General features: G+C 49.2%; 28 protein-coding genes and 2 pseudogenes. 12 read left to right on the forward strand and 18 right to left on the reverse strand.

Annotation, left to right across the window (positions count from 1 at the left end; translation table 11 throughout):
- The first annotated feature begins 166 nt into the window (after positions 1-166).
- Together ACTOY7_RS13060 and ACTOY7_RS13065 are read left to right on the forward strand one after the other, a co-directional pair.
- On the forward strand, positions 167-775 hold the full coding sequence (locus tag ACTOY7_RS13060) for a helix-turn-helix transcriptional regulator (RefSeq protein ID WP_482671011.1): 609 nt from the start codon (positions 167-169) through the stop codon (positions 773-775).
- 198 nt (positions 776-973) lie between these two features.
- Positions 974-2,191, forward strand: a complete 1,218-nt coding sequence (locus tag ACTOY7_RS13065) for a GNAT family N-acetyltransferase (RefSeq protein ID WP_160284684.1) — start codon at positions 974-976, stop codon at positions 2,189-2,191.
- Positions 2,192-2,335: 144 nt separating this feature from the next.
- On the opposite strand, the gene ACTOY7_RS13070 is transcribed toward ACTOY7_RS13065, so the two are convergent.
- Positions 2,336-3,760, reverse strand: coding sequence for a family 43 glycosylhydrolase (locus ACTOY7_RS13070; protein WP_160284683.1), 1,425 nt, complete (start codon positions 3,758-3,760; stop codon positions 2,336-2,338).
- Between the two features lie 358 nt (positions 3,761-4,118).
- Between ACTOY7_RS13070 and ACTOY7_RS13075 the strand changes: the two genes are divergently transcribed.
- The 6 genes from ACTOY7_RS13075 to ACTOY7_RS13100 are packed head-to-tail and all read left to right on the forward strand — an operon-like array spanning position 4,119 to position 9,696.
- Positions 4,119-4,976: an STM4015 family protein gene (locus tag ACTOY7_RS13075; protein WP_160285059.1), complete on the forward strand. Its 858-nt coding sequence runs from the start codon at positions 4,119-4,121 to the stop codon at positions 4,974-4,976.
- Positions 4,973-6,187: an STM4014 family protein gene (locus ACTOY7_RS13080; RefSeq protein ID WP_482671012.1), complete on the forward strand. Its 1,215-nt coding sequence runs from the start codon at positions 4,973-4,975 to the stop codon at positions 6,185-6,187. Before ACTOY7_RS13075 ends, ACTOY7_RS13080 begins: the two co-directional genes overlap by 4 nt.
- Positions 6,184-6,429, forward strand: a complete 246-nt coding sequence (locus ACTOY7_RS13085; protein ID WP_300885209.1) for a hypothetical protein — start codon at positions 6,184-6,186, stop codon at positions 6,427-6,429. The genes ACTOY7_RS13080 and ACTOY7_RS13085 overlap by 4 nt, the downstream gene beginning before the upstream one ends.
- Positions 6,426-7,217, forward strand: coding sequence for an STM4013/SEN3800 family hydrolase (locus tag ACTOY7_RS13090; RefSeq protein ID WP_300885217.1), 792 nt, complete (start codon positions 6,426-6,428; stop codon positions 7,215-7,217). The genes ACTOY7_RS13085 and ACTOY7_RS13090 overlap by 4 nt, the downstream gene beginning before the upstream one ends.
- A gap of 15 nt (positions 7,218-7,232) precedes the next feature.
- Positions 7,233-8,720, forward strand: coding sequence for a radical SAM protein (locus ACTOY7_RS13095; protein WP_482671013.1), 1,488 nt, complete (start codon positions 7,233-7,235; stop codon positions 8,718-8,720).
- Positions 8,704-9,696, forward strand: a complete 993-nt coding sequence (locus ACTOY7_RS13100) for an STM4011 family radical SAM protein (protein WP_160285055.1) — start codon at positions 8,704-8,706, stop codon at positions 9,694-9,696. Before ACTOY7_RS13095 ends, ACTOY7_RS13100 begins: the two co-directional genes overlap by 17 nt.
- Before the next feature lie 296 nt (positions 9,697-9,992).
- Here the strand turns inward: ACTOY7_RS13100 and ACTOY7_RS13105 are convergent, their stop codons facing one another.
- The 6 genes from ACTOY7_RS13105 to ACTOY7_RS13130 all read right to left on the reverse strand — a co-directional run bounded on the left by ACTOY7_RS13105 (position 9,993) and on the right by ACTOY7_RS13130 (position 12,940).
- Complete coding sequence (locus ACTOY7_RS13105; RefSeq protein WP_482671014.1) at positions 9,993-10,175, reverse strand: hypothetical protein; 183 nt, start codon at positions 10,173-10,175, stop codon at positions 9,993-9,995.
- Positions 10,172-10,324 (reverse strand): hypothetical protein, encoded by a 153-nt coding sequence (locus tag ACTOY7_RS13110; RefSeq protein ID WP_160282332.1) that lies wholly within the window; start codon positions 10,322-10,324, stop codon positions 10,172-10,174. Before ACTOY7_RS13110 ends, ACTOY7_RS13105 begins: the two co-directional genes overlap by 4 nt.
- 202 nt (positions 10,325-10,526) lie before the next feature.
- A complete protein-coding gene (locus ACTOY7_RS13115; protein WP_160282331.1) occupies positions 10,527-10,826 on the reverse strand; it encodes a helix-turn-helix domain-containing protein in 300 nt (99 codons plus the stop codon).
- A gap of 40 nt (positions 10,827-10,866) precedes the next feature.
- Positions 10,867-11,277, reverse strand: coding sequence for an HI0074 family nucleotidyltransferase substrate-binding subunit (locus tag ACTOY7_RS13120; RefSeq protein ID WP_160282330.1), 411 nt, complete (start codon positions 11,275-11,277; stop codon positions 10,867-10,869).
- Positions 11,264-11,554: a nucleotidyltransferase family protein gene (locus ACTOY7_RS13125; RefSeq protein WP_160282329.1), complete on the reverse strand. Its 291-nt coding sequence runs from the start codon at positions 11,552-11,554 to the stop codon at positions 11,264-11,266. Before ACTOY7_RS13125 ends, ACTOY7_RS13120 begins: the two co-directional genes overlap by 14 nt.
- A 669-nt stretch (positions 11,555-12,223) precedes the next feature.
- A complete protein-coding gene (locus ACTOY7_RS13130; protein ID WP_300885206.1) occupies positions 12,224-12,940 on the reverse strand; it encodes a DUF3879 family protein in 717 nt (238 codons plus the stop codon).
- Between the two features lie 500 nt (positions 12,941-13,440).
- Between ACTOY7_RS13130 and ACTOY7_RS13135 the strand changes: the two genes are divergently transcribed.
- Positions 13,441-13,908, forward strand: a complete 468-nt coding sequence (locus ACTOY7_RS13135; RefSeq protein WP_482671015.1) for a hypothetical protein — start codon at positions 13,441-13,443, stop codon at positions 13,906-13,908.
- A 130-nt stretch (positions 13,909-14,038) separates the two neighbouring features.
- Positions 14,039-14,320 (forward strand): annotated as a pseudogene (locus tag ACTOY7_RS13140) (hypothetical protein); the annotation flags it as partial.
- A gap of 88 nt (positions 14,321-14,408) precedes the next feature.
- On the opposite strand, the pseudogene ACTOY7_RS13145 reads toward ACTOY7_RS13140, so the two are convergent.
- Positions 14,409-14,501 (reverse strand): annotated as a pseudogene (locus tag ACTOY7_RS13145) (TnpV protein); the annotation flags it as partial.
- Positions 14,502-14,709: 208 nt separating this feature from the next.
- On the opposite strand from ACTOY7_RS13145, the gene ACTOY7_RS13150 reads away from it, so the two are divergent.
- Both ACTOY7_RS13150 and ACTOY7_RS13155 read left to right on the forward strand, forming a co-directional pair.
- Positions 14,710-15,843, forward strand: coding sequence for an ethanolamine utilization protein EutH (locus ACTOY7_RS13150; RefSeq protein WP_482671017.1), 1,134 nt, complete (start codon positions 14,710-14,712; stop codon positions 15,841-15,843).
- Complete coding sequence (locus ACTOY7_RS13155) at positions 15,812-16,267, forward strand: GNAT family N-acetyltransferase (protein WP_482671018.1); 456 nt, start codon at positions 15,812-15,814, stop codon at positions 16,265-16,267. Before ACTOY7_RS13150 ends, ACTOY7_RS13155 begins: the two co-directional genes overlap by 32 nt.
- A gap of 286 nt (positions 16,268-16,553) precedes the next feature.
- Here the strand turns inward: ACTOY7_RS13155 and ACTOY7_RS13160 are convergent, their stop codons facing one another.
- From ACTOY7_RS13160 to ACTOY7_RS13205, 10 genes are all read right to left on the reverse strand, one after another.
- A complete protein-coding gene (locus ACTOY7_RS13160) occupies positions 16,554-18,059 on the reverse strand; it encodes an exosporium glycoprotein BclB-related protein (protein WP_482671028.1) in 1,506 nt (501 codons plus the stop codon).
- Positions 18,060-18,363: 304 nt separating this feature from the next.
- Positions 18,364-19,440 carry a tetratricopeptide repeat-containing glycosyltransferase family 2 protein gene (locus ACTOY7_RS13165; RefSeq protein WP_482671019.1) on the reverse strand — a complete coding sequence of 359 codons (1,077 nt, stop codon included), beginning with the start codon at positions 19,438-19,440 and terminating at the stop codon, positions 18,364-18,366.
- Positions 19,441-19,463: 23 nt separating this feature from the next.
- On the reverse strand, positions 19,464-20,174 hold the full coding sequence (locus tag ACTOY7_RS13170; RefSeq protein ID WP_302134992.1) for a hypothetical protein: 711 nt from the start codon (positions 20,172-20,174) through the stop codon (positions 19,464-19,466).
- Between the two features lie 866 nt (positions 20,175-21,040).
- Positions 21,041-21,235, reverse strand: a complete 195-nt coding sequence (locus ACTOY7_RS13175) for a hypothetical protein (RefSeq protein WP_160282326.1) — start codon at positions 21,233-21,235, stop codon at positions 21,041-21,043.
- Positions 21,236-21,477: 242 nt separating this feature from the next.
- On the reverse strand, positions 21,478-22,107 hold the full coding sequence (locus ACTOY7_RS13180) for an NADPH-dependent FMN reductase family protein (RefSeq protein ID WP_482671020.1): 630 nt from the start codon (positions 22,105-22,107) through the stop codon (positions 21,478-21,480).
- Between the two features lie 4 nt (positions 22,108-22,111).
- Positions 22,112-22,384 carry a hypothetical protein gene (locus ACTOY7_RS13185; RefSeq protein WP_160282324.1) on the reverse strand — a complete coding sequence of 91 codons (273 nt, stop codon included), beginning with the start codon at positions 22,382-22,384 and terminating at the stop codon, positions 22,112-22,114.
- Between the two features lie 28 nt (positions 22,385-22,412).
- A complete protein-coding gene (locus tag ACTOY7_RS13190) occupies positions 22,413-22,991 on the reverse strand; it encodes a TetR/AcrR family transcriptional regulator (protein WP_160282323.1) in 579 nt (192 codons plus the stop codon).
- A gap of 53 nt (positions 22,992-23,044) precedes the next feature.
- The gene (locus ACTOY7_RS13195) at positions 23,045-23,242 is read right to left on the reverse strand and encodes a hypothetical protein (protein WP_331495265.1); all 198 of its coding nucleotides are present in this window, start codon (positions 23,240-23,242) and stop codon (positions 23,045-23,047) included.
- Between the two features lie 17 nt (positions 23,243-23,259).
- Positions 23,260-23,655, reverse strand: a complete 396-nt coding sequence (locus ACTOY7_RS13200) for a glycoside hydrolase family protein (protein WP_482671021.1) — start codon at positions 23,653-23,655, stop codon at positions 23,260-23,262.
- 89 nt (positions 23,656-23,744) lie between these two features.
- Complete coding sequence (locus ACTOY7_RS13205; RefSeq protein ID WP_302134989.1) at positions 23,745-25,121, reverse strand: MFS transporter; 1,377 nt, start codon at positions 25,119-25,121, stop codon at positions 23,745-23,747.
- Positions 25,122-25,134: the final 13 nt, after the last annotated feature.

Genomic DNA, 25,134 nt, shown 5'->3' on the forward strand with positions numbered 1-25,134 from the left:
GATACTATTCCCTGAGATTCAGAAAACCAAGAAAAAGCTGTTAAAAATGTAATGTTTTTATAGCTTAGAAAAATAAAATTAAATTTATGCGTCAGAGCTGATCATAGCCCCGGAGACTGTACATGCCATCAGTGCATTTTCGGATGACTGCATCATCATCAATATCGTGCTGAGGACCAGCACCTTCGAAAAAGTATTTTTCGGGGTATTATCCGATAATGACGTGCTGTCGGATTTTTTTACACATACGCTGTATCATTCGAAAACTCACCCTTACCTGTTTTTCCGCACGGGCGGGGATCCGGAGATCTTTGATTTTGTATTCTATGCTTACCGGGAATTTCTGAAAAATCATCAGTATAAGGAGCGTTTCCTGAATAACATCGTGGGTGCGTTTTTTATCGTCCTGCTCCGCAACCACGGCTCCAACGTGATCGTGCCGGAGGCGGACTCCCAGGGGCATGATGAAAATGTAGTATTCATTTTGAAATATATGCAGGAAAATTATACGACGATCTCTTTGAAAGAGCTGGCGGATTTCTTCAATTACAGCGAGCGGCAGATCCAGCGAATCATTAGGAGCTGCACCGGAATGAGCTTCAGCCAGAATATCCAGAAGCTGAAAATGAAGCAGGCCGCACGGCTGCTGATGAATCCGAAGCTTTCCGTCTCGGCCATTGCGGAGGAGCTGGGGTATATGGATTCCGGGAATTTCCGGCAGATTTTCAAGAAATATTATGGGATGACTCCGGCGGAATACCGGGAGCAAAAATAGGTCATATAGTGCTTGTCCATGCTAAAGACGGATGCCTTGCAGCAGGGCGCAAGGCACCGTGAATAGTAACCGGTAAAAATCGTTCTGTCAAAAAAGAAAACACTTCATTGATTTTTTTGCTGTATTGTTCTAAAATATTTCCAGCTGTGCCGCAGTATGTAAAAGAAGACATTCCGCGGATCGGAAAGGAATATAGGGATGAGCAATAAAAGAATGATACATAAAGCGAAAAAGGAACAGGCGAAAATTATCACGGATATTGTAAGTACTACGATTCGAGAGATCTATACGAACTATTATCCGGAAGAAGTAGTTTGCTTTTTTTTGGAACTGCATCAATTGGCTAATATTGAAAAAGATATTTCAGAAGAAAAGACCTATGTGATCACACATGGGGAAACGATCGCAGGTACAGGCACTATTGAGGGAAATCGTATTTCAAGAGTATATGTGCTTCCTGAACATCAGGGGGCAGGAATTGGTTCCGCACTTATGGACTACCTGGAAAATGAAATAATTAAAAGCCACGGAAGTGTTGAAATAGAGGCATCATTACCCGCAGGAGAATTCTACAGGAAAAGGCATTACGTACAAAAGACGCATGTAGATTATCCAGTGGCAAATGGAAAGATACTTTCTTATGAGGTTATGCAAAAAAGACATTTTGACATTGATCCAGAGGTTTATAACGCGCCTGTCCAACTTGTAAAAAAAGAGTGCGAATTGCAGGGTCTTAATTATGATGAGCTTAGAAGCAAGATACCGTCCCGCGTGTATCTCTTAGCGGATAGCTTATATGACACAACGCTTGCGAGAAATGTTGGTGCATTAAAATATCAAGTTGGCGGTGAACTTTATGTGATGACTCACAATACCCAAATTGGGTTTGTAAAAGGTGAAATGTGCTCTCCAGGGATAGCGACACAAGCAGAAGATTTATTTGCAGCCGGGGTGAAAGAATTAATCCATGTTGGTTTTGCCGGAGGAAGGATTGGTACAAGGATTGGAGAATATGTCATTTCCAATGGCGCTTTTCATGATACAGCCATTGCTGGATTGTATGGATTTCATGATGAGATTATAGAAACATCAAAAGAATTAACGGAAGCTTTATGCAAAGAGATGGATATGGCGGGGCTGAAATATCATAGAGGCTATCACTGGACCACTGATGCGGGATATGTGGAAACGGATTGGAGTATTCGGTATTATGAGGAAAAAGGTGCTAAATGTGTTGAAATGGAGGGAGCCGGATTGTTTACGACTGCTAAATTTCGTTCTTGCAAGGCAACAGGTATCTATATCATCTCTGATTCCGGCACAAACGAAGAATGGGAATTGGGCTGGGGAAATGAAAAATTAGAACAAAGTATTCAAAATCTGATTGATGCAATAATCAATTCCACAGCGGGGTAGTCAATCGTTGCAGGTCACACCTTCACCGGGCGTGACCTGTAACTCAGGCCGCATTTTGAATTGTCTGCGGCAATGGGCTGCTGTTTTCCTTATGCGGCTGTACGCATCCTGTGATACTGAGCGGCAGATTTATCTTGCCGGCGCTCAGTATAATACGATCTCCATGATCTCCAGTCCGTCGGTCTCTTCTGCTTTCAGTTTCAGCTCGCACTCTCCCGCCGGCGCCGAGATTCCGGCAGACACGGTCTGGATGCTTCCTGGCGCTCCTTCGGCCGCCACGGTTCCCGCCGCCACATCATCCAGAAACACCTGCAGCCTTCCGCTCCCGGCGCAGGTACATTCTATCCCAGACCATGGGGTGTCCTTTTTCACATAGCGGAAGATGATTTCATCCCCCGGTGAGACGCAGGTGAGTTTTTCCGGATATACACTGCCTGTTCCGGCTTCGGAGGCTGTCTCCGTTTCCGGTAAAACGTTGTTTTGTCTCGCCGCGTCCTCAGCTCCAATATATACCGTCCCTTTCAGCCCGCAGGCCTGATAGCCGTATATCCTTTCCCCTGGCGCAAACGGCGCTCCGGCCCCCTGGGAGGTCATCTTTACTTCATCAATGGTTCCGTCCGGATGGATCGTGACCGGCTCGACGCAGAGCCTCCGGTGCTGCCGCACGCCCCGGCTGCAGCGGTGGTAAAACACATACCACTGCCCGTTGACGCATTCGATGGAACCATGATTGTTCCAGCTTGCAGGGTCGCAGCCGTCGTTGTCGATGATGATCCCCCGGTAGGTAAACGGCCCAAGCGGCGACTTGCCTGTGGAATAGCCGAGGGACGTGGGTTTCCCCCGCTCCATATCGGCGTACACATAATAATAGGTATCCCCGATCTTCCGCATAGAGGAGCCCTCATGGAAGAAATGCTCCTCCTCCGTGACCAGATCGTCCCGGATTCCGTCCGGGTCAAATGATACCATGTCCGGATTCAGTCTGACGCCGTGAGAAAATAATTGTCCCCAGTAATAGTAAGCCTGCCCGTCATCGTCAATGAAAACGGCCGGGTCGATCCCGCCGCAGGGAAGCTGTACCGGGTTCGTAAACGGACCCTCCGGATGGTTGGAAACCGCCACGCCTTCGCTGTCATCGGGCATACAGAAGTAGAGATAATAGGTTCCGTCATGCTCCAAGCAATCCGGCGCGAACAGCAATGCAGGTTTCTCTTTTTCGCCGTCCTGTTCAAATTTTTCCTTCATGTCATCGCCGTTTTCCTGGGCAGCTTCCAGCATTTTCCGGATAAAGGGCGTGGGCCTCGACCAGTCGATCCCGGGGTACTTCGGCGCTTCGGGATTGTTGAACCAGGGAACCTGCTGCCCGGTGAACGAGACGTCATGGACCGTCCAGTGTTCCATATCCGGCGTGGATACAACGTGATATTTTTCACTGCAGAATACATCCTCCCGGTCGTCGAAGCTTCCGTAGATGTAGAGCTTCCCGTCCGGCATCACATGCGCCTCGCTGTCCGGCACATGGTATTCCAACGGTAGTACAGGGTTTCTCATATTCTTGAAATATTTCATTTTTTTGCGGCCTCCTTTTTTTAATCAGTATAGCATCTGGAATGGAAAATCCACAGTATAAAACATGACATGGCACAATGCAAAATCTGACAAAAGCAGTCGCAGGACATTGCGTTTCGCTTGCGAAGCCCGCGGCTGCTGCACGGCGTCCGGTCAGTAAAGTAACATTTGCCATAATATCCAGCCTCTCACCGAAGGCGACTTAAAATAGGCTGGATACTGGAGCGCCCAAAGGGTGTGAACAGTAACTCCTATAGGACAAAAAACAGTTGAACCCCACTGTATAATTGCGTATAATAATAAGAAAAATGCAGCTGCTGTTCACGATGCCTTGCATCTTGCCGCAAAGGAGGTTTTTATGGGAAAGAGTAAAAAATATGTGTATGATTATGAACAGTTTGAGAACGGAAAGGGTCCCGGAACCATGGTGGAGGATATCTTGAACGATCCGGAATTTCCCCAGGTATCAGGTCTGGTGATTGGATGCTGGGGTGAATCCTGGGACGACAGCTGCCAGATCATCCTGGATCAGATCGTGGAGAACAAGGAACGGTTTTCCCATGTTGAGAGTCTGTTTGTAGGGGACATGGACTATGAGGAGTGCGAGGTTTCCTGGATCATCCAGGGCAATTACAGCCGGCTCTGGCAGGCCCTTCCTCACTTAAAAGAACTGACTGTCAAGGGAAGCTCGGAGCTGGTGCTGGGAGAGATCAGCCATCCGGGACTGGAATCTCTGACTATCATCTGCGGCGGGCTTCCGGTGTCGGTGATCCAGGAGATCCAGAATGCCAAACTGCCGAATCTGAAAAAGCTGGTTCTTTACATCGGAATTGAGGATTACGGATTTGACGGCAGCGCGGACACCATCAAAACCCTTCTCGAAAAGTCGGATTTTCCAAAGCTCGCGCACCTGGGGATTGAGGACAGCGAGATCCAGGATGAACTGGTTCGGGCAGTGCTGGAATGCAAATATATGAAGCAGCTGAAGGTACTGGATCTGGCCAACGGCACCCTGACAGACAAGGGCGGCGCCCTGCTCCTGGAAACGATTCCTTCCTATCCCAATATCGAGGAGCTGGATGTGCATTTTCATTATATGTCAGAGGGCATGGTAAAGGATCTGCAGGCTCTTCCGGCGAAGGTTGACGCGTCGGAGCGCTATGAGCCGGAGGAATACAAAGGCGAGATCTGGATGAACGCCATGCTGACCGAATGAGGCAGGCAGTTCTCCTCGGCAGTCCCGGTACAAAACGGACCATCTATCTGGAAAAGGGCGCAGAGGCGGAAGGGATATCGTTCCGGCTGCTGGACTGGAAGGAGTTTCCCTTCCGGAGCGCGGATTCGCCGGCAAGTCCGCTTCGGAAGGATTTGGTTTTGAAAAATGATTTTCGAGATGATACGGCTCTGGCAGATCCTTTTTGGAATGAAACCGCATGGGAAAACGTGTTTCTGAAAATTGACCCGCCTTTGTGGGAAAGCTGCTGCCTGGATGAGTTGAATATCCTGGCGCAGGATTATGAAAAAAAGCTGCAATGGCTGGCAGAACTGGGGAAGAAACGGCAGATCACGTTTTTAAACAAACCGGAGGATATCCTCGCTCTTTTGGATAAAAGAGCGTGTAAAAGGCGGCTGGCAGAGGCCGGGATTCCGGTGACCGAGGAGTTGGATGGCATCGGACGGACTGTGTTCCCAGTGGCTGAGACGTTGGACAGCGTTGGGCAGGCTGTGCTTCCAGTGGCTGAGACGTTGGATGGCGTTGGGCGGGCGGATCTGCTGCTGGATTCTATGGAGCGTCGCCGCATTTTTCAGGTGTTTATTAAACCGGTCTGCGGTTCCGGTGCCGCCGGAGCGGCGGCTTTCCGCTGGCAGCCCCGCTCCGGCCGGATGATCCTCTACACCTGCGCAATGGAGAATCCCGAAACCGGACGTTTGGTCAATACGAAGCGGCTCCGGCGGTTTACGGACAGGAAGCAGGTACTTTCCATGATCGGGCGGCTTCTGGAACTGGGCTGTATCGTTGAACGGTGGTATGCCAAGGCGGAGCACAACGGCTTATCCTATGACTTGCGGGCAGTGGTTCAGGACGGGAGGATGGATTTTATCCTGGCCCGTCTTTCTTCTGGTCCCATTACCAATCTGCATCTGAATAACCACCCTTTAAAGGGGAATGAGCTTGGGCTTCCGTGTCATGTCATGGAAGATGTGGAGCAGCTCTGCATCCGTGCGGCAGGATGCTATCCGGAACTGCGGAGCGTGGGGATCGATGTACTTCTGGAAAAGGGGAGCCTGCGGCCCAGGATCATTGAACTGAACGGCCAGGGCGATCTCATTTACCAGGATATTTATGACCAGAACCGGATCTACCTCCATCAGGCGGAAATGATGAAGGAGTGGCTGTATACTGAACGCCGGATAAATCTGCCGTGAGTATCAAACAGGAAAGTGCAAAAGCATTATGGATGTACAAGAAAATCAGAAAGAAGCAAAAAATATGGAAGTTCAGGGAAACCAGAAAGAAACAAATAGCATGGAAGTTCAGGAAAAACAGAAAGAAGCAAATAACATGGAAGTTCAGGACAATCGGCAAGCCCCGCACGAGCATGCCGGAGAGGTCCCTTTCCGGCTGTTCTCTTCTGCCAAAGCGCGGAGAACGTCTTCCGTGGATATGAATCAAGTTGTCGGGCAGATGGACATTTTGTTCATATGTCTGGACACCCTTCGGTATGACGCGGCGGTGAAGGAGCAGGAGGACGGCGCAACCCCGGTGCTGAATCGTTACGGCTCCTGGAAAAAATGCCAGGCTCCGGGGAATTTTACCTGGCCGTCCCATCACGCCATGTTTGCCGGTTTCCTGCCTGCGGATCATGAGGCGAAAAATCTGGCTGACCGGGAAATGCTGTTTTTTCCCAGGCAGATCGGCATGGGCAGAAAAACGCCCCCGGGGGCTTACGGATTTTCCGGCGGCACGATCATGGAAGGGCTGGAAAAGGAAGGCTATGATACCTGGTGTGTCGGAGGCGTCTCCTTTTTTGACAAACGCTCAGACCTGGGAAAGGTATTTCCCGGATATTTCCGGAAAAGCTACTGGAACCCGTCCTTTGGCTGCGGGGTAAAGGACAGCACCAAAAATCAGGTAGACTTTATTTTGAGAAAGCTGGAAGCTGCGGATCCGGGGCAGAGGATTTTTATGTACCTCAATGTGGACGCCATTCATTATCCCAATTCCTTCTATCTGGATGGGTGCTCCCATGATAACCTGGCCAGCCACGGGGCAGCGCTTCGCTATGCGGACCGGGAGCTGGGACGGCTGTTTGACCATTGGAAAGGAAAACGGGGCGATACCTTTGTCATCTGCTGTTCCGATCACGGAACCTGCTACGGGGAGGACGGATGCCAGTTCCATGGGATCAATCATCCTGTGGTCAATACCGTTCCTTATAAGCATTTCTTTTTATAGAGGTTTTTTGTTACTATGAATCCGTATATTCAATATATGTACAGTTATCCTCACAAAACGGCTTACCGCCCGCTGACCGGGATCCGTCTGGCAGACTGCGCCGGCAGTCTTTCGGGACCGGGCTGCGGGCTGTATCTGCACATCCCCTTCTGCCAGACGAAATGCGGCTACTGCAACCTGTTCTCTGTCACCGGAGCCGGGACAGAGGAAATGGAACGGTATCTGGACGCGGTGGAGCGGCAGCTGAGCCAGTACCGCCGGATTCTGGAGCCGGCAGGCACAAGATTTTCCGATTTTACCATAGGCGGTGGGACGCCTCTTCTTTTGAATGCGCAGCAATTGGATCGGGTCTTTGCCATGACGGAATCTTATCTGCATTTTGACGAAAACCGGAGCATTGTGATCGAAACGGCTCCCAACCAGACGGACAGAGAAAAATTACAGTTGCTGAAGGGGCGTGGCATTACAAGGGTCAGCATGGGGATCCAGAGCTTTTGTGACAGAGAACTGGAAACTCTGCGCCGGGGGCATAGCGGGAAAAAGGCGCTGGAAGCCCTGGAGCTTTTGCTTTCCTTTGGATTTGACTGTGTAAATGCGGACTTTATCTACGGGATTCCCGGGCAAACAATCCAATCTCTTTTGGAATCGTTGGAACGGGCGGTGTCTCTCGGTCCCCAGGAGATTTTTTTGTATCCTCTGTATGTGAAGCACGGCGCAGGGCTGGAAAGGGAGCTGCGAGACGGAATGGTGCTGGATCCGGAAAAGGCTTTTGAGCAGTATCGGGAAGCATGCGGCTTTTTGAAATCCGAAGGGTTCCGGCAGGATTCTATGAGGCGGTTTGTACGGAGAAAATCAGAAGGATCCCGGCAGGGTTCGATAGCGCAGATTGTCCGGGGGAAGTCAGCAGCATCCCAACAGGCGTCTATGGAGCAGATTATTCAGGGAAAATCAGAACATCTGCGCCCCTTCTCCGAGTGCGGCTTCGGCACCTCCCTGGCATTGGGCTGCGGCGGACGGAGCTATGTAGGGAATCTGCATTTCTGCACCCCATACGCCATCACAAGGCAGGACTGCCTGCGTGAATTATACGCTTATGAAAATACGCAGGATTTTACCGCTGTCACTCATGGGATCGTACTTTCCCGTGAGGAACAGAAACGCAGATATGTGATCCGCCATCTCCTGATCCGGCCTGGACTGGATATCGGCAGGTATCGGGAGCGTTTCGGCACGGGGATCCTGAAAGAATTTCCGCTGCTGTCGGAGTGGATCGAGGAGGGGTATCTTGTGCAGCAGAGCTCTCCTGATGAAGTCGGGACCAACTGCGGTTCAGAGCTGCGGGATGTGTGCTGTGATCCGGCACAGCGGAAGGCAGAATCCGGCTGGCTGGTACTGACGGATGACGGGCTCAGCCTTTCCGATTATCTTGGCCCGCAGCTGATTTCCAGGGAAATCAGCGAAAAAATGGCAGAATGGGAGACAGCGCATGGACAGACAAACTGACCTCTTATGCAGCAGTTTCAAACGCTGTGAAGCTGAAACGAAATCCCTCTGTGCCGATGACCTGGCACACTGTGGAGAGAATCCGGGAGCCGTACAGGACCAACGCCGTACAGTCCTCTACCGGGGCAGCTTAAAGAGCTGTAATTATCAATGCAGCTATTGCCCTTTTTCCAAGCATCGGATTTCTAAACGGGAATTGGAAGATGACCGGGAACAATGGTTCCGGTTCTGTGAAAGTCTGCGGGAAAGCGCGGAATATCTGAGCATCCGCGCCCTGATGGTTGTACCCTACGGGGAAGCCCTGGTCCACCCATGGTATTGGGAGGGACTCGGCGGCCTGACGAAATGGGATGTTCTGGAGGCAGCGGGAGCGCAGACCAACCTGAGCTTCTCTGCCGAACGCTCTCTCAAAATCTTCGATCAGTTCGGGGGCGCGCGGGAAAAGCTTCGTCTCTGGGCTTCCTTCCATCCGGAGATGACGGCCTGCGAAGAATTTGCCGCAAAATGCATTCGGCTTCGGGAGGAAGGTATCCTTCTTTGCGCCGGCGCAGTTGGGGTGCCGGGTAATATAGATCTGCTCCGCAGGCTCCGGGAAATGCTCCCTGACGAGATTTATCTCTGGGTCAACAAAATGGACGGCCTGAAACGCCCTTATACAGAAAAGGAAATTCGGCTGTTCCAATCCATAGATCCCTATTTTGACCGAGAGCTCCGGCATGTTCCCGCAGATGAAAGCCTGTGTCTCAACCGGCTTTTTGTGGAGGCCGACGGAAATGTCCGCAGATGCAATATCAGCGGGGCATCGGGCAAAAACTGGTATGGAGGGCATCGGAAGGAGTTGTTTGAAGAGAGCTTTCTGTGCCGCAGGAAATGGTGCTCCTGTTATCTGGCATACGGACTCCGGGATGAGGAAATGAACCGGACGCTTTTCGGCCCGGATCCGGTGTTCCGAATTCCGCAAAGGTCCGGGGGATGATGACCTAGTACAGCATTGCGTAATTAACGGTGAATTCTGCGCCTGCTATTTCTGCCAGTTCTGCGTTGTCGTCAATCAACGATGCCACCGCATCGCCTCTTTCCTCCGCCTTGTCCTAATGTTCCGGGAATATTCCTGTTCTTCCTCACCCATGTCTCCCGCAAACAGGCTTTCGGCGTATGCCGCTGTTTTTCAGTGATGGATAAAGTATAGCAGGACAATCCTCCGGGAAACAGTGTTCCCGGCGACACACATACATGGTTTTCGCGGCATCCTCCTGTGTCGTGATTGACAATCTAAATTCCGGAAGCGCCGTTGATAAAGCTTCTGGAATCGTAATAGCTGCTCATCCAGTCCGAGCCCATCCAGCAGCAGATCATATCAACGGAATCCCAGATCTCACAGATCTTTTTCGCAAAATAAGCGCCCCGGAAGCTGCTGTATTCAGATAATTCCGGTTGGATATCGAATTGTTTCATTCACTGATATAGATCCTGCATTGTTCCATCCCCTGCTCTTTGAGCATACGCTTATACTTCCTGATCATGTCCAGCTCGAAGGAATCTTCCAGGTTGCTCCGGTATGTATAGAACTCATCCCTTTTTATGATCTCATATGGAAAAAGCATAAAAGAGATAAAATCCGGAATACACTGACAGCGGACACATTCCCAGCTCTTCTGTCAGGGCCAGCACATGGTACTGCAGATTCGCCAGTGTAAGGTTATATACGGAGCCTATATTGATCGCCTTATTCCAGTTTTTCTCATAGTGGGACGCGGCTGCGGCATCCGCCTCAATACAGACGGATTCCTTCGGTCCATCCGCGTCCTACGCTTTTTCCAGGGCCTGCAGCTCCTGCCGCAGTTTATTCTTTAATTTTTCTTTACTCCAGAATTTCCTTTCCATACGCTCCTTGTTTTGATTTCTGTATTCGGTGGGCGCAATGCCGTAATAGTCCCTGAATACCCTGTTAAATGCCGAGACATTGGAGAAGCCGCTGTTCATCGCGATACGCGTGATATTGCTGCCTGTATAGAGCAGCTCCGAAACCGCATGCTTCAGCCGGAAAACGCAGGCATGGCTACCTGGCTCGTTGCTTTGCGGGAATAAAGAATAATGGCAGATCATAAGAAATGAGACGCAAATGTTTTGCCTGCAGCCTCTTTCTTTAGTTCCAATCCCCCTCAGCCTTTTCCAGCTTATCCTTCAAGGTCTTTTCAAGAGCCAGAAATGCCGGTATAAAGCTGTCACGGATCAGCAGGAGCATTTCATCAATTTTATCCTCGTCATATATATGGGCGGCTGTATTGCGTTTTCTTAACATCAGAAGCCACACAGCTGAATCATTCACAAATCCCAGCTTATAACCAAGCTGTAAAATCTCTCTGGGCGAACCTGTCTCCGCTCCTTCTGCTCCATGAACTCTTAACACTGCCTGCAGCGCCTTCCATGAAAGTTCAAAAGTAAGCTGAAACTGTCCGATCACACCTGTTCTGTAAATTTCATTATCATTCGCAAAATCAAAATCCGCATTTTTCAATACATTCAGACAGCTTGAAAAATTATCAAATTTCTTCATATATGACCACCCCGTCTTTTTCTATTTCCTGTGTTAATTCCTCCGAAGCGCCCGAATCGAGATTCATGATATCAAAAGTCAGGAGTGAATGGACATGTTCCTTTATTTCCCAATAAAACGCGTCAAAGTCACCGCCGCTTACGGCAATATCTATATCGCTTCTTTCGGTATGCGTGCCTCTGGCGCGGGAACCAAAAAGAATCACTTTTTGAACCGCGCATTTCCGGGCAAATGTAAAAATATCCTTTATAACCCTGTCCGGAATATTGTATTTCATATCTGACCATCCCCAATTTCATCTTAAAAAATTCTATCACAAAATGTCTTTAATATCCAGCCTTTTTGCACTTTCTTCAGCCATGTCAGCTTGAATACCAGCTCTTATGTGCATCCTCCGATATTTTTCGAATACGATCAGATCTACCACACCTGGGATATTCTGACCTGCCAGCCCGCCCCATCTGCATTTGTGGTACAAAAAGACATATCCTGCCACGGTTTAGGTTCTGATAAAGAAGAGGGGCTGTTGCACCAGAGATCAAAAAATCTCGGGATGTAACAGCCCCTTTTTCTAAAAAGAGTAGTTTTTTTGTTAAAGTCAGAGAGGTATTCCCCGTTGTTTTTTTTAGATGGACGCACTTTCCCAGACCCTGCTACAAGGCAGGATCTGAGTCTTTTAGCAGGTCTATTTTTATGCGCTTTTCTTTAATGGCGCATTATGCCGTTCAGGACATAATGAACCCTGTTCAGAATCCTCTTCCATTTCCTCGTATTGGTAGTTCTCTATGATTCCTGCTTTCAGCATCCGCCTTACCAGTCTTATGATGTTGGGGTCTTTGATTCGTGATTCTATAAATCTGACCGCCCATTCATGGTCTATGTGGTTGAAAAAACTCTTGATATCTGCATCTAAGACATAGTACACGGCACCGCGTGAACAGTAACATCATGCCTTAATATCCAAAGATGCCCTCGGTTTTAATGAAAATTCGCTGTCGCCTTTTACAATGCGGTTTTCTACATCTTCACGGGTAATATTGCGTACAATGCTTGTATCAAATGGCTGCCCAAGCTGCCAGTTGGGGTTTGCTTCTCTTACAGCTTCGTAAAATGCTTTTGTATACATTCGCTCATATTGTCCAAGTGTCCATGTACCGCTTAACCGATCTGATTTTTTAACGCTTAACTGATAGCGTGTAAAAACCTCAGTACGCTTTGTTGTATCGCCATTGGCTACTCCTTTTTCTTGTATGAAATGGCGCATCGTTTCATCAAACATATCTTGACGGGCAGTTTCGGAAACATCGATTATTTTATGAAATTCAGACGGGTCTTTCCCTGTAATGTCCATTCCCGCTACACCATAAGGGTTTACGAAATCACCGTCCTCATCAAAAAGCCCCATATAATTACGAATAAATGTTTCTTCGTCTGCTTCAAGCGGATTTTTAAATTTTAAATCAAGGTCATCGTATTTTTGCCCGAGCATCTGTTTAAGCATTTTCAGGTTCTGCAAATCTTTTTCAACCTTCACTTCCGCAGCAGACTTCGTTGCTTCTCCGTTGGGATGTCCTTCGTCATACATTGCTTTCGCACGTTTGTATCGTGCGCTGTTTGTATTAATGGCACCTGTATAAGGCTTATAACCTACAGCCATTGACATAACGTAATCCTCCTTAAATATAAATTCCTTTTGGCTAAGTACTTTATTATTATATCGTCAATTCAGCAGATTTTTTTAAGGAAGCTTCCCGAAATTGATGATTTTGATTGGGAAATTCCAATTCACTGAACTGGCAGCCCGTGTGAACGTCGAGATATTGTCAAGTGTGTTTGTAAACTTTCTGCACACTTGTTTTTCATCTGCCTCTCCATCTTCTGATACTTTATGAAACGGCCGAATGGCCATAATGGGGTGCCCTTGGGTATACTTTGTGAAACGGCATAATGGGCATAATGGGGTGTCCTTGGGTATATGTTTTCAGACTCATTATTTTCTAAAGCCTCATTGACCTTCTCATTCAGCTGCTCAGGAGTCATATTTTTAATAATTTCAGGGGTATTCGTGAAACCGCACTGAAAAAGATACGGAAGCTCTACGGCGGCATACTCACATACAGGAAAGAAAGCAGCCTGCCAAGGACACTTGGCGAAAAATATTTTTTGGAAAACGAAGTACAGAAGAAAATGGCATCGGACAGCTTGGCCGATGACAAGTATCCCATGCAGGAAGCAGAACAGCTTGTCATTGATGCCGTAAATGTCGGGCTTGCCGCCATGCACAAGGCTCCGGAAAAAAAACTGAAAGAAGTCGTACTCGGCTTTATGACCGCCCTGCCGACAACTGCGGATTTCATTTCCTATGAATCAGTGACAGTGATATGCGTATGTGCAAACACTGTAAAAAAGCCTTTGTCGCAAGCCGGAAGGGAAATGAATTTTGCAGCCAGAAGTACAAGAACCAGTTTAATGTCTACAAATCAAGAGAAAAGAAAAAGGGGAATAAAAGAGCAGAGCATATTTTTATCGGGAGTGAACTGCCGGAAGAATACACGGAATCAGAAAGCCGGAAAAGCCTCATGGGCGCAAATGCAAAAGCTAGTACAGCATTGCGTATATAATGGTGAATAATGTGTCTGATATTTTTGTCAGGACAAGGCGGAGGAAAGAGGCGACGCGGTGGCATCGTTGATTGACGACAACGCAGAACTGGCAGAAATAGCAGGTGCAGAATTCACCGTTAATTACGCAATGCTGTACTAGGGCAAATGCCACCACTGCGATACCGGAGCTGATCCAGATAGCATCTAACCCGGTTTTTGAAGAAAACCGCAAGGAAAAACACAATAAAAACGCAAAATACGGCTGGTATAGGTATGATGTCCGTTTTGTCCTCCCGGTCTATGAGGAAAATACGCTTGTAAGATACAATATCTTCCATGCCCGGCTTTTGATTAGCCATGCTGAAAATGGCAAGAAATATCTGTATGATATCTTAGCAATAAAAAAAGAAACGAGCAAGCCGCGGCAAGATGTACGGTGAAAACCCATTTCTTATTGTCAATAAGAAAGCCATTTCTTCCGTCCTGTCAATCCCCGATTTTAAATTTTTCAGAATCACACAAACGCGTTCTCATCCGTCCATACTTCCCGATCTGATATTCCGTTGTATCCGAAAGTTTCAGGTCGGGAATCAGATAGTCACCTTCCCAATGAGAAGTAATTGCATATACAACCGCCTTTCTTTGTGCTAAACTGTTTTCAGATACAAATAAAAGAATTATCACATCAGTAGCCGGCGGCTTTTCCATGAGCTGGATGCGTTGCAATTCGCTCTTGATCTTTCCCCTTTTTCACTCTATAATAACGGACAGGCTACGTTCGATACGATGCCCTTTGGGTATACAAAACACGAGGGAGACTGGATAAACCATGAATACAACCATCATGTGGATCATGGCCGCAGGCGCGGCGACCGGCGGCCTGGACAGAATCTGCGGAAACCGCCTGGGGCTTGGAAAGCGGTTTGAAGAAGGCTTTATGCTTCTGGGCGCCACCGCCCTCTCCATGGCAGGGATCATCTGCCTGACCCCGCTCCTTTCCGGGCTTTTGAAGCAGTTCCTTGTCCCGCTGTGGAACCTGTCCGGACTGGACCCGGGAATCCTAGGCGGGATTCTGGCAATCGACATGGGCGGCTACCAGCTTTCCATGGAGCTGGCGAACACGCCTTCGGTAGGACGATACGCCGGGGTTGTGGCAGGGGCTACCTTCGGGTGCACCGTCACCTTCACCATTCCCGTTGGGATGGGGATGGTTTCCCGGCAGGAACGGTCCCTGTTCGCCAGAGGAATGCTCATCGGCCTGGGCATGATGCCTGTGTCGCTGGTCATGGGCGGGCTGTTCTGCGGACTGGGTATCATGGAAATTTTACTCCAGAGCCTTCCGCTTTTTCTGCTCTCCCTGATGTTCATGGCCGGAATCCGCTTTTTTCCGGATCAAATGATCAAAGGCTTCGGATATTTTGCAGCAGTCATCGGGTTTCTGACGACTGTCGGGCTGACCGCAGGGGCGGTGGAATATATGACCGGCTTCCGTCTCCTCAAAGGGCTCGCCCCCATTGAGGAGGCGATGGCCGTGGTGTCTTCCATCGGCGTGGTAATGTTGGGAAGCCTTCCTGTGGCGGAAATCCTGCGGCGGCTTCTGGAAAAGCCCCTGAACTGGGCGGGCCAAAAAACCGGCATGAACGGAAACAGCGTGGCGGGCCTTCTCATGGGAATTGTAAGCCCGGTTCCAGCCATCGCCATGATGAAGGAGATGGATGACCGGGGCAAGGTGGTAAACGCCGCCTTTCTGGTGTGCGGCGCTTCCGCACTGGCGGCCCACATGGGATTCACCTTCGGGACGGAACCAGATCTGGTCGTCCCGCTTCTTCTCTCCAAATTGGCGGGAGGGCTCTGCGGCGCAGCGGCCGCGCTGCTTCTAACCGGACAGGCAGACGGATCGAACACTTCATTGCAGAAAGGGGAATGTGACAATGATAACCATCATAAAATTACGGGAGCATGAGGAACTGGCCGAAAAAGCCGCGCAGTGGTTTCATCAGAAATGGGGAATCCCTCTGGAAGCCTATACGGAAAGTATCGAGGAATGTCTGTGTCAAAAGACGGCGGTACCGCAATGGTATCTGGCATTGGAGGGTCATGCCGTTGTGGGAGGTCTGGGCGTCATTGAAAATGATTTTCACAACCGCAGGGACTTAGCGCCCAATGTCTGCGCCGTATATGTGGAGGAGAACTATCGCTGCCGGGGAATTGCGGGAGAGCTGCTGCATACGGTCTGCACGGATATGAAAGAACAGGGAGTGGATACACTTTATCTTGTTACGGATCATACATCCTTTTATGAACGCTATGGCTGGGAATTTTTCTGTATGGTACAGGGAGACGGCGAACCAACGCTTAGCAGGATGTATATTCACAGAGAGGCTTAAAGACTTTCCCAGAGGTTCGGAATCCCGAAACCTCTGGGAATTATTTCCAGCTGTGCGGTTGCGATTCGACAGGTCATTTTCATGCAATTTATTGTAATGAAAATGACCTATCGAATCAGCAACCCACTTATTAATGAGCAAAAAGCGGCTGCGTTAGCAGACGTAAGAGTGCGTCAGCACGATTTTTGCGAATGGATAAGTGGGTTGGATGCTCCCTGGAGCATCCAACCGCACAGCTGGAATTATTTTTATTTCATGTCATGTTTCTGTTCGTATCAGCATATCATTAATTAATACTTAAGCCGGCGCTTGCATATCCCGCGACTGTATTGAGCAGCGTCAGACCGCTTGCTGTCGCTGAAAATACCAGCATCAGCCGGGTTTGGGCCGTTACAGGAATATTCAGTCCTGTAAGTGAACCGTTCAGCAGTGTACCAATTGAGACGATTCCCGTAAGCGACGGCGTCAGGTTGATCAGTGTTCCGGCAATCGGAGAAAATACATTATTCGGCGTTGCGGACTGATAGATCTGCGCTCTTACCGCAACCGTGGAACCTGGCAGCGAAAGTCCTACTGTGGTACTGAAGAATGCACTGAACGAGGTAATGATTCCGGCACGCGGAACCTGGAATGCAAAGTTCGAAAGTGTTCCGCTGGCATTTGTGATATCAATTGAGGCTCCCAAAACCGTAAGCCCCTGCGCACTGCTTCCAAATCCAACGAATGCAGGGATCCCCGCAAGCCCACCGGCGATTGTTGTCAGTGAAACCGGAAGCCCTGACGCAAATGGAATGATCGCTCCCGTACCAGCAACACCAGTTGGACCGGTGGGACCGGTGGCTCCAGTGGCTCCGGTGGCTCCGTCGGCTCCGGTCGCTCCAGTGGGACCTGTCGCTCCATCGGCTCCGGTCGCTCCATCTGCCCCGGTCGCTCCAGTGGGACCTGTCGCTCCATCAGCTCCGGTCGCTCCAGTGGGACCTGTCGCTCCATCGGCTCCGGTCGCTCCATCTGCCCCGGTTGCTCCAGTGGAACCAGTGACTCCATCGGCTCCGGTCGCTCCATCGGCTCCGGTCGCTCCAGTGGGACCTGTCGCTCCATCAGCTCCGGTCGCTCCAGTGGGACCTGTCGCTCCATCGGCTCCGGTCGCTCCAGTCGCTCCGGTCGCTCCAGTGGGGCCAGTCGCTCCATCGGCTCCGGTCGCTCCAGTGGGACCTGTCGCTCCATCAGCTCCGGTCGCTCCAGTGGGACCTGTCGCTCCATCAGCTCCGGTCGCTCCGGTGGCTCCGGTTGGACCGGTGGCTCCATCAGCCCCGGTTGCCCCAGTCGCTCCATCGGCTCCAGTGGGACCGGTGGCACCCATCGGACCATCATCTCCCTGGCATCCTTTCGGTCCCTGGGGGCCGTTCGGACCGGTTTCACCCTGAGTCCCCTGCGGACCGGTCACACCCTGCGGGCCCATAGGGCCGGTCGGGCCGGTGGCTCCGGTTGGGCCCTGAATCCCTCTTGGCCCCTGAGGCCCCGCATCTCCCTGGGGTCCCACAGGTCCTATCGGTCCCTGGGGTCCTGCCGGTCCCTGGGGGCCCGCATCTCCTTTCGGACCTTCGCATCCCGGATCACCTTTGGGGCCAATATCACCGCGGACACCCTGGATTCCCTGAATCCCCTGTGGGCCGGCATAACCTCTCGGTCCGGCATAGCCTCTCGGCCCCATGTCTCCGGTAGGCCCTACCGGCCCTGGATTTCCTCTGGGTCCCCGCGCTCCGGGAGCGCCTGGAATCCCCTGTGGTCCCATAGGGCCCGGATCGCCTTTGTCACCCTTCGGGCCGGGACAGCCGGTATCCCCTTTGATCCCCTGCGGGCCTGCAGGACCCTGATCTCCCTTAGGCCCCACAGGCCCTCGTTCACAACAGGGAGGATAGCATTGATTCTGACAACTGCTGCATGAATTTCTGTTATCCATAAACATCATATCCTTTCCAAATTATCTGAAAAAACGCTTAAAAAGTATCTTTTCACACAAATATTTTATGGTCAGCGAAAATATTTGTTACATTTTTCCAGAAAAAACAGAATATATTTTATGTTTACCCTCCCAATCAAGAAATCTGCAGACTGTCAAAATACTGTTTATTATAAAGATATGCTTTGGAATAAGGTTTACACGCTCCCGCCCTTTCGTTGTATTCTTTCGCTTTTTTTCTGTCCCCCATTCTGTCAAAGCATACACATAGCTGCAAAAGAGGAACATAATCATAGCAGTCCGGCTGGACAAATCCATTGGAAAAATGATTTTTCGGTCTGTTCAGCGCAGTCTCATACCAGTAGACCGCAGTATGATAATCTCCGCGTTCCAGAAAATGTTTCCCGATTTCGCAGCACAATTCCGCTCTTGGCAAATCAAAGCTCATGCTGCGCAGAAGAATATCCAGCGCGGATTGTTCCTGCCCAAGACGGTAATAGCAGTTGGCGCAGACCGAACAGGCTTCTATTTTATTTTCAACCCATCCATCCGCCGAGAGCAGGAATTGTTCCAGTAAAGAAACCGCCTCTTCATATTGCTTGTGATAGTACAGCTCCCGACCAAAATAGTACTGATGCCGGGGCTCTAAACGTTCTCCCCTGTCAAGGAGTTTGCGGTAAATATTCAGATTCCGGTCTGGGTCTCCGGACGTGATTTTTTTGTGGCAGACCGCAATATCCGAATAAATGATATTTCCGCTTTGCGGAATCACCTCATGGACTGCACCTACCCAGCGGAATTTTGAGCAGTTCCTGATCCATCTTTCCCTGAAGTAAGAAAAAGAAGGATTTCCGGCTTCATCAAAAGAAATATTATATTTCATCATTACAATGTCCGCTTCCGGCGGCAAAGTCTGTTTTAGCCGCAAAAACTTATCCTTCTCCGTTTCCTCCAGAATGTCATCCGCGTCTATCCACATACAGTAATCCTTAGACGCCTTGGAAAAAGAATAATTTCTTGCATCGGAAAAATCGTCCTTCCACGGATACGAATAGACATTGGATGTATACTCAGACGCTATTTCGACTGTCCGGTCCGTCGAACCGGTATCCACAATAATGATTTCGTCCACAAGCTCCGCTGCACTGTCAAGGCAGCGCGCAAGATGCGTTTCCTCATTTTTGACGATCATGCAGAGACTGATTGTCGGCATGTCGATTCACCCTCCTTATTCGATTATTCTCTGTAAAGCTTTACGATACTCATATTCATATTGATTTTGGAAACGCATGATGATGTCCATGAAAAAAACAGCGTGGACGCATCGGGTATCCGGACGATAAAATATCTGGATAAAACAAGCATTTCCTTCCTCTTTGACGCCTCTGCGTATGCGGCATATACCGTCTGTACACTGTCGTTAAAGATTGGCGCGAGCTTGATAAAGCCATGCCTTTTCATTACCGTGGATATATAGTAGCAGACCGCATAGCAGCCGGGCGTCAGCGATACGGAATACTCATTGCACAGAGTAATATTCCGGGTAACATCCGGTATATCTGTCTTCAGCGGAAGGCTGGTTTTTTCCGGCAGGATCACTTCCTGCCCTAAAAATGACGCAAAGATACTGTTTTGCGGGTAACCGGGCGGACCTGCCGGCCCCCGCGCGCCAGTGTCTCCCCTGGGTCCCTGGGGGCCTGTTGCTCCCTGCGGCCCCTGAGGCCCGGTGACACCCTGGGGTCCAATCTCCCCCCGCTCTCCGGGACACCCCGGCGGACCGGGTTCCCCTCTCGGCCCCTGGGGGCCAGTCTCTCCCCGCTCTCCCCGTTCTCCGGGGCACCCCGGCAGACCGGGCTCTCCTCTTGGTCCCCGGGCCCCTGGCTCTCTGCATTCTCCGGGACAAAACGGCACACATAAGTCTGCGCATTCTTCGGGGCATCCCGGCATACATGAGTCTGCGCATTCTCCGGGACATCCCGGCATACATGAGTCTGCGCATTCTCCGGGACATCCCGGCATACATGAGTCTGCGCATTCTCCGGGACATCCCGGCACACATGAGTCTGCGCATTCTCCGGGACATCCCGGCAAATCCGGCGTTTTTGTCTGTCCTCCCGATCCATGCTTATGACCGCAGGAAAAATCACATTCCTCCGCGCCTGCGCAATCTGAATATCGGGAATGCGCAGGTTGGACCATGTTCGGCTCAGGCGCATTGCAGGTGACCGGCCGGCCTGTGTTTTTATTACAATTTCTATCACAGTTTCTATTGCAATTCCTTCCCATGCCGGACCGGTTCGGCGGGTGAAACATCCAGTTTGCATTATAGTTATTCAATCAAAACCACCTCATTTATATTCGGTATCAAATTTGATTTCCCGATGGGTTTAATAAATTATATGCATAAAATATAATTATGTTTTATGCGCTCACAAAAGAAAATGCGGCAATGCTGAACATCATAAAATGATTGGAACATGAGTGGATATCTGAAAAAGCCGCACCGTGGTTTCATCAGAAATGGGGAGTCCCCATGGAAACGAATATAGAATGTATGAAAGAATATCTGTGTGTATATGTGGAGAAAGAATATCGCTGCCGTGCAATCAGTATTCCCCGGTCCAGCATCACGCACAGGGGCACCTCATCTTCTGCCGTACACAGGCAGTACTCTTCACTGGGCCCGTCTTCGTAATAAGCCGCCGCTTTGATCTCGCCGGGCGCATAAACCGAGTCGAACTTCTGAACGGCTCCTGTGTATTATCATATATGTGCAGGATATCACAAATCTCGCTTCCGGAAGCCTTATCACATCATCTCCCGACATGCTCGCGCCTCCCGTCCGGATACTCAAGGTACGCCTTCTGGGTTTCATCGTCATATCCTGCCACAGGCAAACCTTTTATCTTTCTTACTTCATTATCAATCCTTATAGATTCCCTGAATCTTACCGTCAGCTCCTCGTCAAAGAGTCCGCAAGTAGAATCCAATTCATTTAGAATTGTCATTAGTTAATCTCCTTCCTTATTTCTGTTCGCCAGACACCCCATGCCGGACTGGTCCAGCCCAAGCGGCATCGTTATAAATCCCCGTTCCCTGGCTTTTGAAAAACTCGTAAATGTCCAGGTCAGCCATTGCATAAATCGGATTGCGGAGTATCTTGCTGATAGTTAACCTGGAAAATGGCTTTCCTGCTTGCATTTTGGGCAATATATCCATTCCATCACCATCTGCCGCTCCCCTTTAGTCTCTATGATCTTTTTATTCCTTGGTATAAATCTTGCATTTTAAGACTATTTGATTTGGCTCGCGGCATCCAAAAGAACCTTGTTGATTGTATTCTCCATAAAAAGCGAGGCCAATTTGGTGAAATAAAAATGTCTTTTCCAGGTTGCCTATTTAGCAAATTGGTTGCTAAATCGCTGATTGCATATCCGATTTTTTTGTTCGGTCCATGCTTTAGTGAAACATTGGAAATAAACGGGAGCATTTCGCCAGCCCCAATGCCAACACCTTGCCCCCATTTCAAATTAGCTGCGGCACACCAATTTTTCATCTGTTGAATCGCAATATAATTTTGTGTCCCTTCAAAAAAAACATTATTCACAACGCAATATACCATCATATCATGGTTCAAATCTTTTAGCTCTCCTAAGATAATTAGGAATTGGAGTAGCTGGGAGGGGATACTATCTACATAGAGCGGAAACACAAATACCAATACATCACTGCTTGCTATTTCTGCCAACTCTGTTGCTTGCAAGGAACATTTGAACACCTGCGCATTACTTTCCCCCGTTTCTTGCAGCAAATACTTTATCAAAAGTCCTGATGTACTTTCCCCAGACTTGGGACTTCCGTTAATAATACTTATATTCATCTTTTTACTGCTCCCCCACTTTCCCACATAGCTGCTCTATGGAATTGAAAAAAGCAACGTTATGCTTTGACGCATTAAAATTGATGCTGTTCCTGCTAACCATATTTTCATATCCGTCTTTCATTACACATTGTCCTGGGGTTTTAATCCAGCAGCCAAAACATCCAATACAGTTTTTTATGAAACCTTTATTAGATACAATCCGTGTATCTCCTGTGATTTGCGGGAAAATCTGTTGAAATTGCAGGTCGGTCAAATCATGTATGATAACATTCATTTTCGTCCTCCCGTTTTATAATATGGCGCTAAATAGATTTAATGATATCTTCAATTCTTGTTTCCCAATCTTTGTCATACTCTACATTGGGCATCGTTGCGATAGCCGATAAACCATGGACCAATGCCCACATTGCTATTATTTTATTTTGTATGACAGGCTCTGGCATATCAACTTTGGAAAAAGTCTGCATTGCAGCCTGCTTCAGTATTTTTAGCGGCAGGGGTTCTTTTTCGCCTGCACAATCCAATGACAAGTTTATCCGAATGTTTTTTCTGGAAAAAAGAAAATCAAAATATACGGGATTGTGATAGAAGAATTTAACATAGACGGTTCCGAGCATAGGCAGAAAATCAGGAGCATTTTCATACGTCTCTGCTGCTTGCTCCAACGTTGACACAAACAAATCCATAATATGTTGTTGAATTGCGGCAATAAACTCATCCTTGTTGTTAAAATGAGCATAAGGAGCAGCATTACTGACACCACATTTCATAGCAGCTTTACGTAGGGATAAAGTCTCCTCACCCTCCATGCTAATTAACTCTAATCCCGCTTCAACTAAAGCGCTTCGTAGATTTCCGTGATGATAAGGCTTATTATCCATAACAACCTCCAATCTTGTCGCCGATAAGATTATATCGCCAAAACTTAGCAGTGTCAAGATTGGGGCGCAAAATGGAAATACTTCAGTGTACATTGGCTTTCCGAAACGGCGGGGACGGCTGACGCATATACTTTTTTGGTGGTATTTAAAATGCTGTTTGTGTATAAGGTCAGCTTTGTTTTATCGATATAGATCCTGGAATTCAGCGCTTCCCGGAATGCCGCATTTCCCGGATTAACGTATGTGCCCATAGCTTTACCATCCTTTCTCATTTCTTGTTTCGAATGTCAGTGGTTATGCCCAAGGGCATCCCGTGTCCGCCGTTCCGCGGCCAGATGGTCTCCGCCAGTTGTTTCCATGGGCCGTGTATGTTCCCGCTTTCCGATACGGCAACCCCCACCGCATAGCCCACATCGCCCCAGCTGGACCAGGTCATGTACAGCTTCCCGTCCTCCATCGGAAACAGGCAGGGGCCGTCCGTAAAATATACATCCCCCTTGATGCCAAATTCCGCTTCCGCAAAGGGAACCGGCTTCGCCCAGGGTGCCTCCTTTGCAGAAAATAAGACAGCAGGCTCGGTCCTGGCAGCGGAAAGATCCGGTTCCAGCTCGGTCATACAGATGTCACCGTCCGGCGTGTCCTCGAAGCTTTGGGAATATACCATTAACCTCAGACGCGGCGAAGGCGATTGAGATTTTGGAGCTGGCCCAATTATCGGACAGCCCCCATTTTTTCTTTATTTCTGCAATTCTATTACTCCGCGGCCTCCTTCGCCTTCATCTCCTCAATCTCCGCCCTGTGGATCTCCGCCGGATTCTTCCTCAGGCAGATCAGCTGGATCACCGCGAAGATCACCGGGATTCCAAATCGCGTCACGTTGATCGCAAAAAGCGCGCTGGCCGGTTCCTGACCGATGGCATTTGGGATGTATCCTGACACTGCCAGGATTGCCAGGATACCGGTATTGACTACGGTGCTGCCGCATTTTTCCGCAAACCCTTTTATGGATGCAATGATACCGTTGGAGCTCCTGTGTGTCTTCCACTGCATAAAATCAATGGCGTCAATAGTCAAGATAGACATCAGCGCGATCTGAGGGGTCGTCACCAGATTCACCAGGCCGGACATCACAAGCATCAGCGTCACATTATATTTTCCAAATAGGAACAGCAGGATATACAAAATACCACTTACGATCAACGTAAAAATATACACCTTCTGGCCGGTCTTGAATACCTTAAGCATCAGCGGGAACAGAAACGTGATCGCAATGAATCCGGTCACGGTCAGCATCAGGAAAAACGGCGTGATCAGGCCTGGATTTTCCAGATAATACATCAGGTAATACACTGCGGTCCCGAAGTTCAGCCCGTAGCCGATGAAGAATGTGAGCCAAACGATCAGCAGCGGCCAGAGTTCTTTTTCGCCTAATACCTTAAAAATGTCTTTGGCGTTTGCCTTTTCTTCTGTCTCTACCACATACTTTTCTTCGGAGGTTTTAAACAGCCCCCAGAAGGTCACGCAGGACATCAGGCCGAATACAAGCATCATCGGAACATAACCGTTGTCAATGTGGAATATATTTTCAAAAAATGCCTTCATCTGCGGGGTAAAGGATGAAGCAATAGAAAATGCCGCCGTATTCAGGATCGCTCCGAAATGGATCACATGATTCCTCTCCTTATCACTTTTCACACAGGCAGGCAGGAGCGCCACATGGGGCATAGTAAACATGGTTCTGGTCATTCCGTAGCCCATATATACGACCAAAAAGAATACCGCCTTTGCCATGGTGGGCAGATTCGGATTGATCCACATCAGTGTGGAAAAAATGGTCAGGAGCACGGGAGCCGGGATCAGCCATGGACGGTAACGCCCCCATTTTGTATTGGTCCGGTCGGCAATGACTCCCATCATGGGATCGTTGATCGCGTCCCACAGGCTGGAAATAAACATGATCACCGAACATGCTGCCGCCGGCAGAAGCATGGTATCCGTCATAAACGGAGATATAAAGGTCGCCGCCACCGCCGCCATGATCGCGGCCGGGCCGTATGCTGAGGTTGCGTAAAAGAAGGTAAATGCGGGGCCGGCTTCTTTCTTCGTGTTCTTTAAAGGTTCGTTTGACATCTGTGTTCTCTCC

It is taken from the genome of Schaedlerella sp. (genome assembly GCF_056796775.1).

Excerpts from the sequence above, each read along its gene's own strand:
- ACTOY7_RS13065 (WP_160284684.1), top strand. The coding sequence starts at position 974 with ATGAGCAATAAAAGAATGATACATAAAGCGAAAAAGGAACAGGCGAAA.
- ACTOY7_RS13070 (WP_160284683.1), bottom strand. The coding sequence starts at position 3,760 with ATGAAATATTTCAAGAATATGAGAAACCCTGTACTACCGTTGGAATAC.
- ACTOY7_RS13075 (WP_160285059.1), top strand. The coding sequence starts at position 4,119 with ATGGGAAAGAGTAAAAAATATGTGTATGATTATGAACAGTTTGAGAAC.
- ACTOY7_RS13080 (WP_482671012.1), top strand. The coding sequence starts at position 4,973 with ATGAGGCAGGCAGTTCTCCTCGGCAGTCCCGGTACAAAACGGACCATC.
- ACTOY7_RS13090 (WP_300885217.1), top strand. The coding sequence starts at position 6,426 with ATGAATCAAGTTGTCGGGCAGATGGACATTTTGTTCATATGTCTGGAC.
- ACTOY7_RS13095 (WP_482671013.1), top strand. The coding sequence starts at position 7,233 with ATGAATCCGTATATTCAATATATGTACAGTTATCCTCACAAAACGGCT.
- ACTOY7_RS13100 (WP_160285055.1), top strand. The coding sequence starts at position 8,704 with ATGGACAGACAAACTGACCTCTTATGCAGCAGTTTCAAACGCTGTGAA.
- ACTOY7_RS13105 (WP_482671014.1), bottom strand. The coding sequence starts at position 10,175 with ATGAAACAATTCGATATCCAACCGGAATTATCTGAATACAGCAGCTTC.
- ACTOY7_RS13110 (WP_160282332.1), bottom strand. The coding sequence starts at position 10,324 with ATGCTTTTTCCATATGAGATCATAAAAAGGGATGAGTTCTATACATAC.
- ACTOY7_RS13115 (WP_160282331.1), bottom strand. The coding sequence starts at position 10,826 with ATGATCTGCCATTATTCTTTATTCCCGCAAAGCAACGAGCCAGGTAGC.
- ACTOY7_RS13120 (WP_160282330.1), bottom strand. The coding sequence starts at position 11,277 with ATGAAGAAATTTGATAATTTTTCAAGCTGTCTGAATGTATTGAAAAAT.
- ACTOY7_RS13125 (WP_160282329.1), bottom strand. The coding sequence starts at position 11,554 with ATGAAATACAATATTCCGGACAGGGTTATAAAGGATATTTTTACATTT.
- ACTOY7_RS13130 (WP_300885206.1), bottom strand. The coding sequence starts at position 12,940 with ATGTCAATGGCTGTAGGTTATAAGCCTTATACAGGTGCCATTAATACA.
- ACTOY7_RS13150 (WP_482671017.1), top strand. The coding sequence starts at position 14,710 with ATGAATACAACCATCATGTGGATCATGGCCGCAGGCGCGGCGACCGGC.
- ACTOY7_RS13155 (WP_482671018.1), top strand. The coding sequence starts at position 15,812 with ATGATAACCATCATAAAATTACGGGAGCATGAGGAACTGGCCGAAAAA.
- ACTOY7_RS13160 (WP_482671028.1), bottom strand. The coding sequence starts at position 18,059 with ATGGGACCACAGGGGATTCCAGGCGCTCCCGGAGCGCGGGGACCCAGA.
- ACTOY7_RS13165 (WP_482671019.1), bottom strand. The coding sequence starts at position 19,440 with ATGCCGACAATCAGTCTCTGCATGATCGTCAAAAATGAGGAAACGCAT.
- ACTOY7_RS13170 (WP_302134992.1), bottom strand. The coding sequence starts at position 20,174 with ATGCCGGGATGCCCCGAAGAATGCGCAGACTTATGTGTGCCGTTTTGT.
- ACTOY7_RS13175 (WP_160282326.1), bottom strand. The coding sequence starts at position 21,235 with ATGACAATTCTAAATGAATTGGATTCTACTTGCGGACTCTTTGACGAG.
- ACTOY7_RS13180 (WP_482671020.1), bottom strand. The coding sequence starts at position 22,107 with ATGAATATAAGTATTATTAACGGAAGTCCCAAGTCTGGGGAAAGTACA.
- ACTOY7_RS13185 (WP_160282324.1), bottom strand. The coding sequence starts at position 22,384 with ATGAATGTTATCATACATGATTTGACCGACCTGCAATTTCAACAGATT.
- ACTOY7_RS13190 (WP_160282323.1), bottom strand. The coding sequence starts at position 22,991 with ATGGATAATAAGCCTTATCATCACGGAAATCTACGAAGCGCTTTAGTT.
- ACTOY7_RS13195 (WP_331495265.1), bottom strand. The coding sequence starts at position 23,242 with ATGGGCACATACGTTAATCCGGGAAATGCGGCATTCCGGGAAGCGCTG.
- ACTOY7_RS13200 (WP_482671021.1), bottom strand. The coding sequence starts at position 23,655 with ATGGTATATTCCCAAAGCTTCGAGGACACGCCGGACGGTGACATCTGT.
- ACTOY7_RS13205 (WP_302134989.1), bottom strand. The coding sequence starts at position 25,121 with ATGTCAAACGAACCTTTAAAGAACACGAAGAAAGAAGCCGGCCCCGCA.